The 14,806-nt window shown below is 69.9% G+C and carries 10 protein-coding genes and 1 riboswitch; of the genes, 3 read left to right on the top strand and 7 right to left on the bottom strand.

All coding sequences use genetic code 11. The features are described from left to right. Positions 1–26 precede the first annotated feature (26 nt). The gene (locus J2X41_RS15390; protein ID WP_310082896.1) at positions 27–830 is read right to left on the bottom strand and encodes a LytTR family DNA-binding domain-containing protein; all 804 of its coding nucleotides are present in this window, start codon (positions 828–830) and stop codon (positions 27–29) included. An 87-nt stretch (positions 831–917) separates the two neighbouring features. Here J2X41_RS15390 and J2X41_RS15385 point away from each other — a divergent pair, with 87 nt between their 5' ends. The 3 genes from J2X41_RS15385 (at position 918) to J2X41_RS15375 (ending at position 4,729) form a co-directional block, all read left to right on the top strand. Then, positions 918–1,475, top strand: a complete 558-nt coding sequence (locus J2X41_RS15385; protein ID WP_310082895.1) for a DUF2306 domain-containing protein — start codon at positions 918–920, stop codon at positions 1,473–1,475. A gap of 75 nt (positions 1,476–1,550) precedes the next feature. Continuing rightward, positions 1,551–2,273 carry a TetR family transcriptional regulator gene (locus J2X41_RS15380; RefSeq protein WP_310082894.1) on the top strand — a complete coding sequence of 241 codons (723 nt, stop codon included), beginning with the start codon at positions 1,551–1,553 and terminating at the stop codon, positions 2,271–2,273. Between the two features lie 197 nt (positions 2,274–2,470). Next, positions 2,471–4,729 carry a TonB-dependent receptor gene (locus tag J2X41_RS15375; protein WP_310082893.1) on the top strand — a complete coding sequence of 753 codons (2,259 nt, stop codon included), beginning with the start codon at positions 2,471–2,473 and terminating at the stop codon, positions 4,727–4,729. Positions 4,730–4,774: 45 nt separating this feature from the next. Here the strand turns inward: J2X41_RS15375 and purH are convergent, their stop codons facing one another. From purH to J2X41_RS15345, 6 genes are all read right to left on the bottom strand, one after another. After that, complete coding sequence (gene purH / locus J2X41_RS15370) at positions 4,775–6,364, bottom strand: bifunctional phosphoribosylaminoimidazolecarboxamide formyltransferase/IMP cyclohydrolase (RefSeq protein WP_310082892.1); 1,590 nt, start codon at positions 6,362–6,364, stop codon at positions 4,775–4,777. A 28-nt stretch (positions 6,365–6,392) separates the two neighbouring features. After that, a riboswitch (ZMP/ZTP riboswitch) is annotated at positions 6,393–6,473 on the bottom strand. A gap of 101 nt (positions 6,474–6,574) precedes the next feature. Continuing rightward, positions 6,575–8,389, bottom strand: coding sequence for a heparin lyase I family protein (locus J2X41_RS15365; RefSeq protein WP_310082891.1), 1,815 nt, complete (start codon positions 8,387–8,389; stop codon positions 6,575–6,577). A gap of 544 nt (positions 8,390–8,933) precedes the next feature. Further along, complete coding sequence (locus tag J2X41_RS15360) at positions 8,934–10,661, bottom strand: PAS domain S-box protein (protein WP_310082889.1); 1,728 nt, start codon at positions 10,659–10,661, stop codon at positions 8,934–8,936. Between the two features lie 112 nt (positions 10,662–10,773). Continuing rightward, the gene (locus tag J2X41_RS15355; protein ID WP_310082888.1) at positions 10,774–12,537 is read right to left on the bottom strand and encodes a heparinase II/III family protein; all 1,764 of its coding nucleotides are present in this window, start codon (positions 12,535–12,537) and stop codon (positions 10,774–10,776) included. 9 nt (positions 12,538–12,546) lie between these two features. Further along, positions 12,547–13,206: a ribulose-phosphate 3-epimerase gene (rpe, locus tag J2X41_RS15350; protein ID WP_310082887.1), complete on the bottom strand. Its 660-nt coding sequence runs from the start codon at positions 13,204–13,206 to the stop codon at positions 12,547–12,549. A gap of 256 nt (positions 13,207–13,462) precedes the next feature. After that, positions 13,463–14,743: an RsmB/NOP family class I SAM-dependent RNA methyltransferase gene (locus tag J2X41_RS15345; RefSeq protein WP_310082886.1), complete on the bottom strand. Its 1,281-nt coding sequence runs from the start codon at positions 14,741–14,743 to the stop codon at positions 13,463–13,465. Positions 14,744–14,806: the final 63 nt, after the last annotated feature.

Here is a 14,806-nt window from a genome sequence, read left to right as displayed (position 1 = left end):
TCTGTCTTTTAGGGCCAGGCCTCCGCCTAGTACCAGCCCGCCTCGCGCAGCGTCCGGGCGTAGGCGCGGCTGACCGGCGCCTCGACGCCGTTGGTCAGGACCAGGGTGGCGCGGCCGTCGCCCCGCCTGGCGTCGCGGACCGCCGCCTTGGCCACCCACCAGGAGCGGTGGGTCTGGGCGCCCTCGATGCCCTCCAGCTCGGCCACGGCGTCGGACAGGCGCAGCAGGATCAGATCCTGGCCCTTGGAAGTGTGCAGGCGCAGATAGTGGTCCTCGGCCTCGACGGCGTAGATCTCGCCGCCGCGCAGGCGCGGAGGCAGGCGTTCGAGAAAGCGGGGCGGCGGCGCTTCCGGCGGTGCGGCGTGGGTCTCGACCAGGCGGCGCGTGGCCAGAGTCATCAGGGCGGTCATGCCGCTGGTCATCAGCAGGGTGACGCCGAAATAGGTCGCCGCGACGCGCGGGGTCAGGGGCGAGCGGCCGCCGGCCAGCCAGACCAGAACCGTGAACAGCGGGGTCAGCACCACGACGATGATCAGGGCGCGCCACCAGGTCGCGGCCAGGCTTGGCCACAGTCCGCCAATGGCCTGGGCCACGGTCGTGCCCAGCACCGCGCCCAGCGTGGACAGGCCGATCCAGTAGCCCAGGCGCGGAACCAGGGGCGTGTCGCTGGTGCCCAGCGCGCCGACCAGGGCCAGGAAGACGCCGGCGACCACCGCCACGGCCAGCGGCCGCAGGTAGCTGCGCAGGAGCGCCGGGACGGGCGTGTCCGTTGGCGCTTCGCCAATGGCGGTCGCCCGCCGTTCACGAACTGCCGACGCTTTCTCACGCACCTTGGGATGACCTCCGCCGCCGCCGATCCTAAGCCGGACCCGACCTTGATCGCCCCGGCACGGCGCGATCGCTTCGGGAGAAACAAGATGTCCGACACCAGCCTGTCAATCGGTCCGGCCCGCTTTATCCGCATGGTCGCCATCGGCCTGGCCGTCACGGTGGGCCTGATCCTGGCGACGGGCGCCGCCCGGGGCCATGGGCCGGGCGCGGTGCTGGGCGGTTTCGCGCACCTCAAGGGCCACCTGCACGCGCCCCATCTGGGCCTTCTGGCGGCCGCGCCGATCCAGATCCAGCTCCATGTGGCGGCCGTGACCACCGCCCTGGCGATCGGCGTCGTCCTGCTGCTGGGCCTGAAGGGGAACACCGTCCACCGCACGCTGGGCTGGCTGTGGGTGGCGGCCATGGCGACCGCGGCGATCTCGTCGCTGTTCATTCACCGCTCCAATCCTGGCGGCTACAGCTTCCTGCACCTGTTCGCCGGTTGGACCCTGATCGCCCTGCCCATGGGCGTTTTCGCGGCCCGCAAGCACAATGTCCGCCTGCATGGCCGGACGATGACGGGACTGTTCGTCGGCGGCCTGCTGATCGCCGGGGCCTTCGCCTTCATGCCCGGCCGGCTGATGTGGCAGGTGGCGTTCGGCTAGACGGGAGCGCGCCGCGCTTGCCAGGTCCGCACCAGGAGGCCTACGAACGGTCAAGCCATGCGCGGACCACGGAACATGACGTCGCAAGTTCGAGCCCCTCGCGCCCAGCCCGCCGCCCGCGCCAAGCCGGCCGGACGCGGCCGGCCGTCCAAGGCCGCGGGACGGGACCTGAAGGAAACCATCCTCGACGCCGCCGAGGGGCTGTTCGCGCGCCACGGCTTCCACGGCGTCACCATCCGCCAGGTGGCGGCCGAGGCCGGCGTCGACACCGCCCTGATCCACTACTATTTCGGCGCCAAGCGCGAGCTGTTCGACGCGGTGTTCCTGCGCCGGGCCGAGATCCTCAACACCGCCCGCAGCGTGTCGATGGACGCCTACGAGAAGCGCCATGCCGGGGCCATGACGGTCGAAGGAGTGATCGAGGCCTTCATCGAGCCCCTGCTGCGCATCTCCCAGGACGGCGGCCAGGGCTGGAAGAGCTACTTCGCCCTGGTGGCCCAGGTCAACAACACCCCGGCCTGGGGCGGCGAGACCATGGCGCGGTTCTTCGATCCCGTCGTCCATCGGCTGGTCGAGACCCTGAAGGTGGTTCGTCCGGACGCGGCCTATCGCGACCTCTACTGGAGCTACCAGTTCCTGACCGGCTCGATGATGCTGGCCTTGTCGGAGACTGGCCGCATCGATTCCCTGTCGGGCGGGGAGTGCCATTCCAGCGATCTGGGCGCGGTGCGAGCCCGATTGTTCGCCTACTGCGCCGCCGGCTTTGAGGCCGTGATCGCCCGCGCTCCGCGGGGCTGATCCCGAACCTTTCCCATGTCTTGCACTGTCCCGCGCGCTCATTTCATCAGTTGGTGAAAAAGGGCTGGCGCGAAGCGCAACTCTGGGTGACAGTGTTCTCCAATTCGCGAACGCATGAATTCGCGAAAGCCGGGAAATGCGTCCGTTCGACGGAGCTGTCCGGCACGGGACGGAACGCATAGGGGAGGGGAAAACCCATGAAGACGATGCTCAAGCTCGCGCTGCTGGCCGGCGCGGCCTGGTCGGCCGCCGCGACCACCGCGCTCGCCCAGGACGCCGCGCCCGCCGGCGCCGACGCCGCTTCCGGCCAGGTGGCGGTCGACGAACTGGTCGTCACCGCCCGCCGCCGCGAGGAGACCCTCAAGGACGTGCCGATCGCCGTCTCGGCCTTCAGCGCCGAGACCCTGGAGCGCCAGGCCGCCAACGACATCACCACACTGTCGCAGACGACGCCGAACATCACCGTGCAGACCGCGCGCGGCTCGAACTCGACCCTGATCTCCTACATCCGCGGCATCGGCCAGCAGGACCCGCTGTGGGGCTACGAGCCCGGCGTCGGCCTCTATGTCGACGACGTCTACATCTATCGCCCGCAGGGCGCGGTGCTGGACGTGTTCGACGTCTCGCGGATCGAGGTCCTGCGCGGTCCGCAAGGCACGCTGTATGGCCGCAACACCATCGGCGGGGCGATCAAGTACGTGACCAACCGCCTGGGCGACGAGGCCGGCGGCAAGATCCGCGGGACCTACGGCAGCTACAACCAGACCGACCTGCTGGTCGAGGGCCACACGCCCGTCGGCGGCGGTCTGTCGGTGGGCGGCGCCTACGCCCTCTACAAGCGCGACGGTTACGGCACGAACCTTACCACCGGCGCCGAGCACTACGACAAGGACGTCCAGGCCTATCGGCTGAGCGCCGAGTACAAGCCGAACGACGACTTGTTCTTCCGCCTGGCCTACGACCGGGTGGAGGACGACTCCAACCCCCGCCACGGCCACCGCGAACTGCCGGCCCTGGTCGGGGGCTACAAGGTGCTGGACGCCTATGACACCCAGGCGGGCCTCGGGGACAAGAACGCGGTCAAGACCGAGGGGCTGTCGCTGACCGGCGAATATCACGCCAGCGAATTCCTGACCTTCAAGTCGATCACCGCCGGTCGCAAGGGCCATACCCAGACCCTGATCGACTTCGACGGCACGCCGCTACCGACCCTGGACGTACCGGCCACCTATGACGACCGCTCGTTCTCGCAGGAACTGCAGGCGGTCTATTCGGACGACACCGTCCAGGGCGTGTTCGGCCTCTACTACATGAACAGCCAGGCCTCGGGCGAGTTCGACACCATCGCCGGCAACCTGGGCGTCTCGATCGCGGACGGCGGCAAGGTCAGCACCCAGAGCTTCGCGGCCTTCTTCGACGTTTCCGCCAGCTTCACCGACCGCTTCAAGGTCTCGCTGGGCGCCCGCGCCACCCGCGACCACAAGCGCAGCAACACCTTCCGGTTCTTCTACCTGGGCGCCACCCGCTCGCCCTACCAGGGCGGAACGCCGCGGCCGATCCTGCAGGTGCGCACCAACTACAGCGCCGAAAAGACCTTCGAGGAGTTCACCCCCCGCCTGTCGGCCTCGTACGAGCTGACCGACGACCTGAACACCTACGTGTCCTATTCGAAGGGCTACAAGTCGGGCGGCTGGGACATGCGCGGCGACGCCTTCCTGACCCCCCAGACGGTCGAGGGCTACGATCCCGAGACGGTCAACGCCTACGAGGTCGGCCTGAAGGGCAATCTGTTCGACCGCCGGGTGTCGTTCGCCACGGCCGCGTTCCTGTCCAAGTACAAGGACCAGCAGGTCACCACCCAGGTGGTCGTGCCCTCGGGCATCGCCAGCTCGGTCGACAATGCCGGCGCCTCAACCCTGTACGGCGTCGAGTTCGAGGCCAAGGCGGCGTTCAGCCAGCACCTGTCGGGCACGGTGGCCCTGGGCTACATCCACGCCAAGTACGACACCTTCAGCCGCTTCGTGCCTGGCGGCGCGCCCAACCCGCTGAACCCGTCGCAGACGATCCCGACCGGCGGCCAGATCGTCAACGTGGCCGACCTCTACGGCTTCCAGAACACCCCGGAATGGACGGGCAACGCCAGCCTGACCTGGCGCGGGACCGTGGCCGGCGGCGAGCTGCAGATCACCCCGATGGTCAGCTATCGCGACGACTACCAGCAGTTCGAGCTGCCCCTGCCGCTGCTGGACCAGAAGGCCTTCACCCTGGTGGACCTGACCGCCAGCTGGGCGCCGGAAGGCGGCCGCTACAAGATCTCGGTCGCCGGCAAGAACCTGACCGACGAACGCTATCGCACCGGCGGCTACAATTTCGGCGTCGCGACCTACAACAACTCGGTGATCGGCTTCTACGGCCCGCCGCGCACCTATTCGGCCTCGCTCGAGGTCAAGTTCTAGGGCGTCGCGCGGAAGATCGACATCCGCTCTTCCGCGCGGCTTGCCCTAGTGGCGGAACACCCGCACGCCGGTAAACGCCATGGTCAGGCCCAGGCGGTCGGCGGCCTCGATGACCTCGGGGTCGCGCATGGAGCCGCCCGGCTGGATGATCGCCGTGGCCCCGGCCTCCGCGGCCTGGATCAGGCCGTCGGCGAACGGGAAGAAGGCTTCCGAGGCGCAGGCGCAGCCCTTCAGGTCCAGGCCGAAATCGGCGGCGCGCAACGCCGCGATGCGGGCGCTGTCCTTGCGGTTCATCTGGCCGGCCCCGACGCCCAGGGTCTGGCCCGCGCGGGCGTAGACGATGGCGTTGGACTTGACGTGCTTGCCTACGGTGAAGGCGAACAGCATGTCGCGCACCTCCTCGTCCGTCGGCTGACGTTTCGTGACGATCTTCAGGTCCGAGGCCTTGATCCGGGCGTCGTCGCGCGACTGGACCAGGAAGCCGCCGGCCACCGACTTGAAAGTGTCGCCGCTCGACAGGGCGTCGGGCAGGCCGCCGGTGACCAGCAGGCGCAGGTTCTTCTTGGCGGCGAACACCGCGACGGCGTCGTCGTCGGCTTCGGGTGCGATCACCACCTCGGTGAAGATCTCGACCATCTGCAGCGCGGCTTCGCGGGTCAGGCGGGTGTTGACCGCGACGATGCCGCCGAAGGCGCTGGTCGGGTCACAGGCCAGGGCCCGCTCATAGGCCTCGCGCTGGGTGGCGCCGACCGCCACGCCGCAGGGGTTGGCGTGCTTGATGATCGCCACGGCCGGGCCGTCGGCCGGGTCGAACTCGGCGATCAGCTCGAAGGCCGCGTCGGTGTCGTTGATGTTGTTGTAGCTGAGTTCCTTGCCCTGCAGCTGGGCGGCCGTGGCCACGCCCGGGCGCGGGTTGGGGAAGGTGTAGAAGGCCGCCTTCTGGTGCGGGTTTTCGCCATAGCGCATGGTCTGGCGCAGCTCGCCGGCGATCGACTTGCGGGCCGGGAAGTCCTGACCCAATTGGGCGGCGAACCAGGTGGAGATCGCCGCGTCATAGGCCGCCGTGCGGGCGTAGGCGCGGGCCGCCAGGGTCTGGCGCAGGGCCAGGGTGGTGCCGCCGGCCTTCAGGGCGTCCAGCACCTCGGCCAGGTCCGACGGGTCGGTGCAGACGGCGACATAGCCGTGGTTCTTGGCCGCCGAACGGATCATGGCCGGGCCGCCGATGTCGATGTTCTCGACGCATTCGGCGTAGGACCCGCCCTTGGCGACCGTGGCCTCGAACGGATAGAGGTTCACGTACAGGATATCGATGCCGCCGATGCCGTGGTCGGCCATGGCCTTGGCGTGCTCGGGCGCATCGCGCACGCCCAGCAGCCCGCCATGCACGATCGGGTGCAGGGTCTTGACCCGGCCGTCCATCATCTCGGGGAACTGGGTCAGGTCCGCGACGTCCTTGACCGGGATCCCGGCCGCCGCGATCGCCGCCTTGGTGCCGCCGGTCGAGACCAGTTCGACCCCGGCCGCGTGCAGGACCTGGGCGGCCTCGACCAGGCCGGTCTTGTCTGAAACCGACAGCAGGGCGCGCCGGGGTGCGACGAGATCGGGGGCGGACGGATAGTCGGGGGCGGCGGGCACGGCGGACTCCTCGGGTCTGTTGACGACGGAATGGAGCCCAGGCGCGCGGCGGTTGAGGTCCGCGCTCCCCGATGGTTGCCCATCACTAGCGCCAGTCACGCGGACGGCGCGGAAAATACGGGGGTCGGCGGGGGAGTCAATGCGGGTTTCCGGCCGCTTCCCGTACGCCGCCCTCACGCCGACCCAGGAGGGTCGGCGCGCTGGTCTGGTTCAGAGGATGAAGTCCGTGGCGACCAGGGTCGGCCCGTAGACGATCAGGGTCGCGTCGGCGATGTGGTCGAGATTGTTGTCGAGCTGGACGGTGTAGTAGTTGGCGCCCGCCGGGTGCGAGATCAGGATCTCGCCCGCCACGCCGTGGAACTGGCTCACCAGCTTGAAGGCGGTGTCGCCGTTGGCGGCCTTGCCGTCGGCGTCGATGGCGCTGAAGTCCAGCTTGTCGATCCCGGATTCGAAGGCGTTGATGGTCTCGTACTTGCCGATCGGCAGGTCGCCCATGGCCAGGAACTGGAAGACGTCCTTGCCCGCGCCGCCGTCCATGGTGTCGGCGCCGGCGCCGCCGACCAGGATATCGGCGCCGCTGCCGCCCAGCAGGCGGTCGTTACCGTCGCCGCCGCTGATGAAATCGTTGCCGCCCATGCCGTCGATACGGTCGTCGCCCGCCTCGCCGTAGAAGGTGTTGGCCTGGGCCCCGCTGTCCGACAGGGTGTCGTTACCGGCCCCGGCATAGACGGTGCTGGCGCCCTGGGTGACCAGGGTGTCCGAGCCGCTGCCCAGCTTCCAGACCTCGACCGAGCTGACCGTGTCGACGAAGCCGTCGCCGGTGTTGACCACGCCGGTCGCCTCGTTGCCGACGATGGCGGTGGTGACGTCCGACCAGTCGCCGGTGTCGCGGCCCAGGCCGCCGTCGAGCACGTCGTTGCCCGCGCCGCCGTGCAGGATGTCGTCCCCGGCCTTGCCGTACAGGAAGTCGTTTCCGGCGCCGCCGTCGAGGACATTGGCGAAGTCGTTGCCCGTGAGCTTGTCGGCGCCCGACCCGCCGGTCAGGTTCTCGATGTTGATGAAGGTCATCGAGCCGAGCACGGTGCTCTGGGCGGTGGTCACGCCCAGGTCGACGATCATGGCGCTGGTCAGCCCCTTGAACGAGACCGTATCGACGCCCGCGCCGCCATCCAGCTCGTAGGCGCCGTTCGCGGCCATCAGGATGTCGTTGCCGGCCTCGCCGTGCAGGATGTCGGTCTTGGACGCGCTCGTCAGGGTGTCGGCGTTCGCCGTGCCCGAAAGGATGGCGTGGGCCGGCGCGGCCGGCGTCACGGGTGTCACGGGCGCCGCCGGTGCGGCCAAGACGCCGTCGGCGAGTTCGATGCCGGCCGAGGGCTGGGGAAGGACCTTGTCGCTGACAGTCGTGATGGAAAGGCCCTTGAAGTTGGCCGCGAAGGTCTCGGGCGAAGACTCCCGATAGACCCCTTCCTTGAAATAGGCGCCGACAAGGTCGTTGAACCCCAAGGCGCCGTGGAAGTCGACCAGCTCGACGCCGTTGCGCCAGACCACCAGGTGGCCCTGACCGAAGGGGTCGAACTTGATCTGGAGCTTGAAGTCGTACCACTGGCCCCGGACGACGTCAGCGGTGTCGGTGTAGTGCCGGACATAGCGGATGTCGGCCTCGGTCGAGATCGCCGCGCTGGAATCGCGGGTCACGATGCGCATCTTGTCGCCGACCATCTCGAGCGCGAAGGCCGGGCTGTGGCCGGCTTCGCCCTTGTCGAAGGTCGATTGCAGCTGAACCAGCGTCATCCAGTCGGCGGTGTTCTTCGCGCCCGGCTCGATCATGACGCTGAAGCTGATCTCGTAGGTCTGCCCGGCCTGCAGCTTCGCGGCGCTGGCGATCTCCGACCGTTCCTTGGTGGCGCCGTCGCCGGCCAGGTTGTCGCCCGCCCGCACCTCGAAGCGCGAGACGCCGTTGGCGGCCTGGTAGTTCCAGGCGTTCCCGACGTTTTGCACGTAATAGACTTGGTTTTCCGAATTCATGGACCTTGCTCCCCGACCCGTGGGGAAAATGGCTTGGCGTCCTATATTCGCGTTTAAGAAAGTCGGATAAAAGAGTGCTAACAAGATAACGCCGGGCTGTGATCTGGCTTTCGTTCCACTTATCGAGCGTTTTGTTAAATTAATTTTGAGTAAATGGCAGAGATATGGACCTAATTATACAAAGTGTACGGTCCGCAATGGCCCATTATGGTCTCTAATAGATCGAGTTGATGAGGCATTTCGCTCTAAAAACTGAAATACTGGGGATGGCGAAACGCGTTAACGATCGCCAAGATCTGGCGCATGCTTTTGTCGATGCGTCGTGTCGGCGCGGCTTGGGGCCTCGCGGCGCTTGTTAAGCTTAGCCATTGCGAACGCGTCGTCGCCGCGCCGTTGTCCGGGCGTGGCGAAACGACGCGCTGCATCGCAGCGAAAAATTTGGACGAAAATCGCGTTTCGATTGGGATCCGAAGATGTCCGAACACTTCAAGGCGCGACGCGGGGGCGATTGTCGCCATTTCACGGGCGGTCTGGAAGGGCGCTCCTAGGCCAGCCTGACCGGCAGCACGGCGCGCACGCCCTCGACGGCGAAGGTCAGCTTGGGCTGGCCGCCCAGGTCGGCCGACAGGCCGCGGTCCAGCAGACGCGTGCCGAAGCCCTTGCGGTCGGGAGGGGTCACCGGGGGGCCGTCGCGCTCGGCCCAGGTCAGGACCGCCCCGTCCTCGCCCGTCTGGTCCCAGGCGATGGCCACCTTGCCGGCCGGGGTCGACAAGGCGCCGTACTTGGCCGCGTTGGTGGCTAGCTCGTGCACGGCCAGGGCCAGGGAAAGGGCGGTGCTGGCGCCCACCCGAAGGCTGGGGCCGTCGATGCTGACCCGTCCCGGCTCCCGGTCGTCGATGAACGGGGCGACCCCCTGGCGCACGATGTCGTCCAGCGCCGCCCCCTCCCAGCTCTCGCGGGTCAGCACGTCGTGGGCGGCCGACATGGCCAGCAGCCGGTCGATCAGCCGTTCGCGCACCCGCACCGGCGTCTCGTCCGCGCGCAGGGTCTGGCGGACGATCGACTGGATCGAGGCCAAGGTGTTCTTGACCCGGTGGTTGAGCTCGTTGATCAGCAGCCGCTGGCGGGCCTCGGCCGCCTTGGTCTCGGTCATGTCCATGGCCATGCCGATATAGCCCTGGAACTGGCCTCGGGCGTCGATCCGCGGCCGGGCGTTGGCCACCATCCAGCGATAGCCGCCGTCGCCGCACCGGAACCGAGCCTCGAAGCCGTAGGCCCGGGGGCCCTCGGGCGCGCCGCGCGCCGCCGCCCGCCGAGCCCCGACCTCGGCGATGTCCTCCGGATGGATCATGCCGATCCAGGCGTCGCCCAGCAGGGCCTCGGCGTCTATGCCGGCGAACTCGGCGAAGGCTTCGTTGGCGAAGGTGATGCCGCCCGCGGCCGAGGTCATCCAGACCGGGGCGGGGGCCGAGTCGGCCATGGCCCGGAACCGGGCCTCGCTTTCGCGCAGGCGTTCCTCGGCCCGCTTGCGTTCGGTGATGTCGGCGTGCACGCCGATCCACTCGCGGATCGAGCCGTCGGCTTCGAGGGCGGCGACCGCGCGGACCGCGAAGTCGCGCCAGGCGCCGTCGTGGCGTCGCACCCGGTGCTCGAAGGTGAAGGGGCCGCCGCGGGCGACGGCGGCGTTCCAGGCCAAGAGGGTCGGCCCGGCGTCGTCGGGATGGACGGCGTCGACCCAGCCAAAGCCCTGGTATTCCTCGGGCGTCTGGCCGGTCAGCGCGGACCAGCCGGGCTGGTCGCCGACCATCCGGCCCGAGGCGTCGTTGGTCCACAGGATGCCGTCCACCGCGCCGATGGCGGCCCGGAACCGCGCCTCGCCGGCGGCCAGCCGCTCATGGACCACGACCCGATCGGTGACGTCGCGGATGAAACCCAGGAACACTGTCGCGTCGGCCTCCCCAAACGCGGCCAGCGACACCTCGATGGGGATCTCAACGCCATCCTTGCGCACCGCCATCAGCTGGGATTTCTGACGCTCGACCGGCGGCTCGGCCGAGGCCAGCCGCCGGCTCAGGATCTGGCGATAGGCGGTCTGGTGGCGCAACGGGGCCAGCACCTCGATCAGGCCTCGGCCCAGGACCTCCTCGCGCGGCCAGCCGAAGGCCGCTTCGGCGCGGGCGCTCCAATCCAGGATCACGCCCTGGGGGTCGAGGACCACCACGGGATCGATCGCGGTCCGCAGGATGGGCGACAGGGCGGTGAGATTCGACATCTGCCCCTCCCTCCGGCTGACGCGGTCGAAAACAGCTACAGGACGGGATGTTGACTGTGAATTCCGTCACCAAACCCGGGTGTGGGACGTAATGTCGCAGCCTTGCCCGATCCTAGTGGTCCGTCGCGCGGGCCAGTTTCCAGCGGATCTTGGCCCCCTTCTCGGGGCGGACCTGGCTCTTGAGCACGATGGCGCCGGCCCGCCGGACGTGACCATGGTCGAAATGGGCGGAGGGGGCGATGCTGACGTCGACGGCGTCGTTGCGCAGCCACCAGCCGACATTGGACGGGCCCTTGATCAGCACGCTCTTGCCGTCGCGGGCCAGCGAGGCCCGGGCGTCGGGGTGCAGGTGGAAGGTGACCGAGAAGGGCAGGTACCGGCGCGGGCCGTCGGGATTGGCCGAGCCGATCGGGATCAGACTGTCCTCGCCACGCAGTTCGTCGGCCTTGATGTCCAGATAGAGGCGACGGGCGTGGGTCAGGCCCAGCCGCCGCCAGCCGTCGTGGACGATGTCCAGCCAAACCCCGGTGTCGGCGTCGTGCCGCTTGATCTCGACCTCGGTGGCGCCGTCGATCAGCCAGGGACCCAGGGCCCCGGCGCGCCAGCCCGACAGCGGCCGTCCGGCCGAGCCGTCGCCCACCGACACGGTCGAGGCGGCGTCCGACAGCCGGAAGGCGTTGGCCCCGGTCGCCTCGGGGCTCCAGCCGCAGCTGGTGATCAGCCGGTCCTTGCCGAAGACGATCTCGACCGCGGCCGGTTGGGCGCAGGCGGCGACGCTGAGCGGGCCGACGGCCGGCGGACCGGCGTCGGCCATCACCTGGAGGCTGCCGCCCTGCATCTTCTGATAGCCGACGTGCGGGGCGGTCTCGGGCGGGCGCGGGCCATGGTCGTCATGGGCCAGGGCCGCCGCGATCCGGCGCGCCTCGACCGCTTCGCCGCCCTGGAAGGCCGCCAGGCAGCCGTCGGCCAGGGTGAAGAACCGCACCGACGCGCTCAGGCGGTCGATGGCCCGGCTCAGGCCCTCGGGCGCGGGGCGACCGCGCTGGCCCAGGGCGTCGTCGAGGGTCAGCAGGTCGAACAGGAGCTCCAGCCCCGCCTCCGGCGAGCGGCTGGCGTGGCCGCCGTCGGGCAGGACGGTCGCGTCCAGCAGGGCGATCACCCGCTTCAGCCCCCGGGCCATCAGCCGGTCGCTGGCCTTGCCGGTCAGGGCGCAGCCGGCGATGGTCGCGACCGCCGCTCGTTCCAGCTTGCGCTCGGGGGCGTCGGAGGCCTTGAGCAGCTGGCGCGCGCCCCGGGCGATGTCCAGGGCCATGGCCGAGATCTCGGCGTCGGACGCCTCGGGCGACAGGGCGCGAGCCGCGCAGGCCAGGTGGAACGTGCGCCGTTCGAGGCGTTCGCCGCTCCACGAGAATTCGTTCCAGGTTCCGAACACGCGCCGCCAGTCCTGCAGCAGCCGCAGCGCCAGCCGAGCCGAGCCCGGGCCGGCCGCCAGCAGGTGCGGCAGCCAGTCGAAGCCGTGCAGGGCGGTGGCGAACTGGCGGGTCGGGCTGGGCTGGTCGAACGGGTCGCCGGTCTCGCCCAGCCGCAGGGCGCCGCCGTCCAGCACCATCAGGCCTTCCAACAGTTGGCGGCCGCGTTCCGCGTCGACGGGGCGAGGGTCGTGCGGACGGGCGGTCAGGCCGACCGGGCGCGGCCGGCTGATCAGCGCGCGGTGCGGCGGCGAGCCGAACCACTCGCGTTCGACGTTGCCCTTGATCGCCGCGCCCAGAGCCTTGAGGAACACGCCCCGGGTGCGCCGGCCGCGACCACGGGCTTTAGGGCCGCCGGCCAGGGCGGAGGTCTTGCGGGCGGAACCTGTCTCTGGAGCCCCCTCCATGCCGCTGGATCAGCCCCCCTTCAGGGCGCGGATGTTGTCGGCATAGGCCGACGGTCCGCCCTTGAACACCGCCGAGCCGGCGACCAGGGCCGTGGCTCCCGCCGCCACGCATTGCGGGGCCGTAACCGGGGTGACGCCGCCGTCGACCTCGATGATGATGTCCGCGCCGGCCTTGTCGACCATCCGCCGCAAGGCCTCGACCTTGCGCAGCTGGCCGGGAATGAAGCTCTGGCCGCCGAAACCCGGGTTCACCGACATCACCAGCAGCAGGTCGACGTCTTCCAGGATCCATTCGACGTGGTCGATCGAGGTCGAGGGGTTGAACACCACCCCGGCCTTGGCCCCCAGTTCGCGGATGCGCTTGAGCGAGCGGTGCAGGTGCGGGCCGGCCTCGGGATGGATGCTGATCAGGTCGGCCCCGGCGGCGCGGAACGCCTCCAGGTACGGATCGGCCGGGCTGATCATCAGGTGGACGTCGAACGGGATGCTGGCGTGCGGCCGGATGGCTTTGACGATGTCCGGGCCCAGGGTGATGTTGGGCACGAAATGGCCGTCCATCACGTCGACATGCACCCAGTCGGCGCCGGCCGCCTCGATGGCGGCGACCTCTTCGCCCAGCTTGGCGAAGTCGGAGGCGAGAATGGACGGGGCGATCAGCGGCGCGGTCATGTCCATGGCTTAGCGGGCTAAGGCTCGCGCCACAAGCGAGCCCGTTGTCGTGTGGGGGTTTGCTCGCTCCGAAGCTCCAAGTTCGTGATCTCGCCCCTGTGACGTTGTCATCCCGGAAGCCTCGCAGAGGCTGTCCGGGATCCAGGGGACTGGGCCGGCGCGGCGCGGCTGTCCTGGATCCCGGACAAGCGCTGCGCCCTTCCGCCGTGGCGGGCCGCTTGCGCGACCCGAGGCCGGGATGACAACAATAATGGGGCTACGTCTTCACGAACCGCGCCGCGAAGAAGCCGTCCAGCCCGCCTTCGCGGTGATGCGGCAGGATCCGCAGCGTGCCGCGCGGCGTCAGGCTGGCGGCCGGCGCGCCGCCTTCCTCCGGGGCGATCGGGTCCAGGGCGATGTCCGGGTGGCGGGCCAGGAAAGCCTCGACCTGGGCCTCGCCCTCTTCGGGTTCAAGCGAGCATACGCAGTAGACGAGGCGGCCGCCGGGCTTGAGCCGGCCGGCGGCGCTGTCGAGCAGGCGGCTCTGGACGGCGGCCAGGCTGGCCACGTCGCCGGGGCGGGCGGCCCACAGCACATCGGGATGGCGGCGGAAGGTGCCGGTGGCCGAGCACGGGGCGTCCAGCAGCACGGCGTCGAAGGTCCGGCCGTCCTCCCAGGCCCCGGCGTCGGCGGCGACCACCTCGGCGGCCAGCTTCAGGCGGGCCAGGTTCTCGGTGACGCGCTGCAGGCGGGGCGCCGAGCGGTCGACGGCGACGGTGGCCGCGCCGGCGGCGGCCAGTTGCAGGGTCTTGCCGCCGGGCGCGGCGCACAGGTCCAGGGCGGTCTGGCCGGGCTGGACGTCCAGCAGGCGGGCGGGGATGGCGGCGGCGGCGTCCTGCACCCACCAGGTCCCGTCGTCAAAGGCCGGCCAGGCCGAGACGTCCCCCCGGCGCGACGTGCGCAGCGTGCCGCCGGGCAGGAGCTCGCCTTCCAGTTCGGCGGTCAGGGCGGCGGCGTCGACGCCCGGCTTCAGCGACAGGTCGGTGGCTGGCTCGAAGCCGATCTGGGCGGCGACGGCGTCGGCGGTCTCCTTGCCCCAGGCGCCGACCCAGCGGGCGTAGAGCCATGGCGGCGCCAGGTGTTCGGGCTCCGCCGAGGGCGGGCCGTCGCGCAGCAGGCCGCGCAGCACGGCGTTGACCAGGCCCTTGAACGGGCGGCTGGCCTTGTTGGCGCCAGCCAGCTCGACGCTGGTGGCCACGGCGGCGAAGGCCGGCACCTCCAGGAAGAAGGCCTGCGTGGCGCCCAGGCGCAGCAGGTTGCGCACGCGCGCCGGCGGCTCCTTGGCCAGCTTGCCGGCCAAGGCGCGGTCGATGGGCCCCAGGTGGCGCAGGGCGGCCATGGCCAGGGCCCGCGCGAAGGCCCGCTCCCGCGGTTCGAGAAAGCGGAAGGCGTTGGCCGAGGCGGCTTCGTCGAGGCCGCCGCGCCGCGACAGGGCCGCGTCGATGAGGGCGAGGGCGCCTTCCCGTGCCGGGAGGCCGTCATTGAGTTCCTGAGTCACCCGCCCGCCGTGCCCCGAGGCGGCGGCGAGCGCAAGCTTTTTGGCGTCGACGGTGCTAGGAAG

It is taken from the genome of Caulobacter sp. BE254 (assembly GCF_031457295.1).
Taxonomy (GTDB): domain Bacteria; phylum Pseudomonadota; class Alphaproteobacteria; order Caulobacterales; family Caulobacteraceae; genus Caulobacter.
The sequence above is the reverse complement of the archived record's forward strand: the minus strand, read 5'-3'. Positions and strand labels throughout refer to the sequence as shown.

What these genes read in the sequence shown, in the direction of transcription:
- J2X41_RS15365 (WP_310082891.1), bottom strand. Translation starts at nt 8,389, where the DNA reads ATGAATTCGGAAAACCAAGTCTATTACGTGCAAAACGTCGGGAACGCC.
- J2X41_RS15355 (WP_310082888.1), bottom strand. Translation starts at nt 12,537, where the DNA reads ATGGAGGGGGCTCCAGAGACAGGTTCCGCCCGCAAGACCTCCGCCCTG.
- J2X41_RS15380 (WP_310082894.1), top strand. Translation starts at nt 1,551, where the DNA reads ATGACGTCGCAAGTTCGAGCCCCTCGCGCCCAGCCCGCCGCCCGCGCC.
- rpe (WP_310082887.1), bottom strand. Translation starts at nt 13,206, where the DNA reads ATGACCGCGCCGCTGATCGCCCCGTCCATTCTCGCCTCCGACTTCGCC.
- J2X41_RS15360 (WP_310082889.1), bottom strand. Translation starts at nt 10,661, where the DNA reads ATGTCGAATCTCACCGCCCTGTCGCCCATCCTGCGGACCGCGATCGAT.
- J2X41_RS15375 (WP_310082893.1), top strand. Translation starts at nt 2,471, where the DNA reads ATGAAGACGATGCTCAAGCTCGCGCTGCTGGCCGGCGCGGCCTGGTCG.
- J2X41_RS15385 (WP_310082895.1), top strand. Translation starts at nt 918, where the DNA reads ATGTCCGACACCAGCCTGTCAATCGGTCCGGCCCGCTTTATCCGCATG.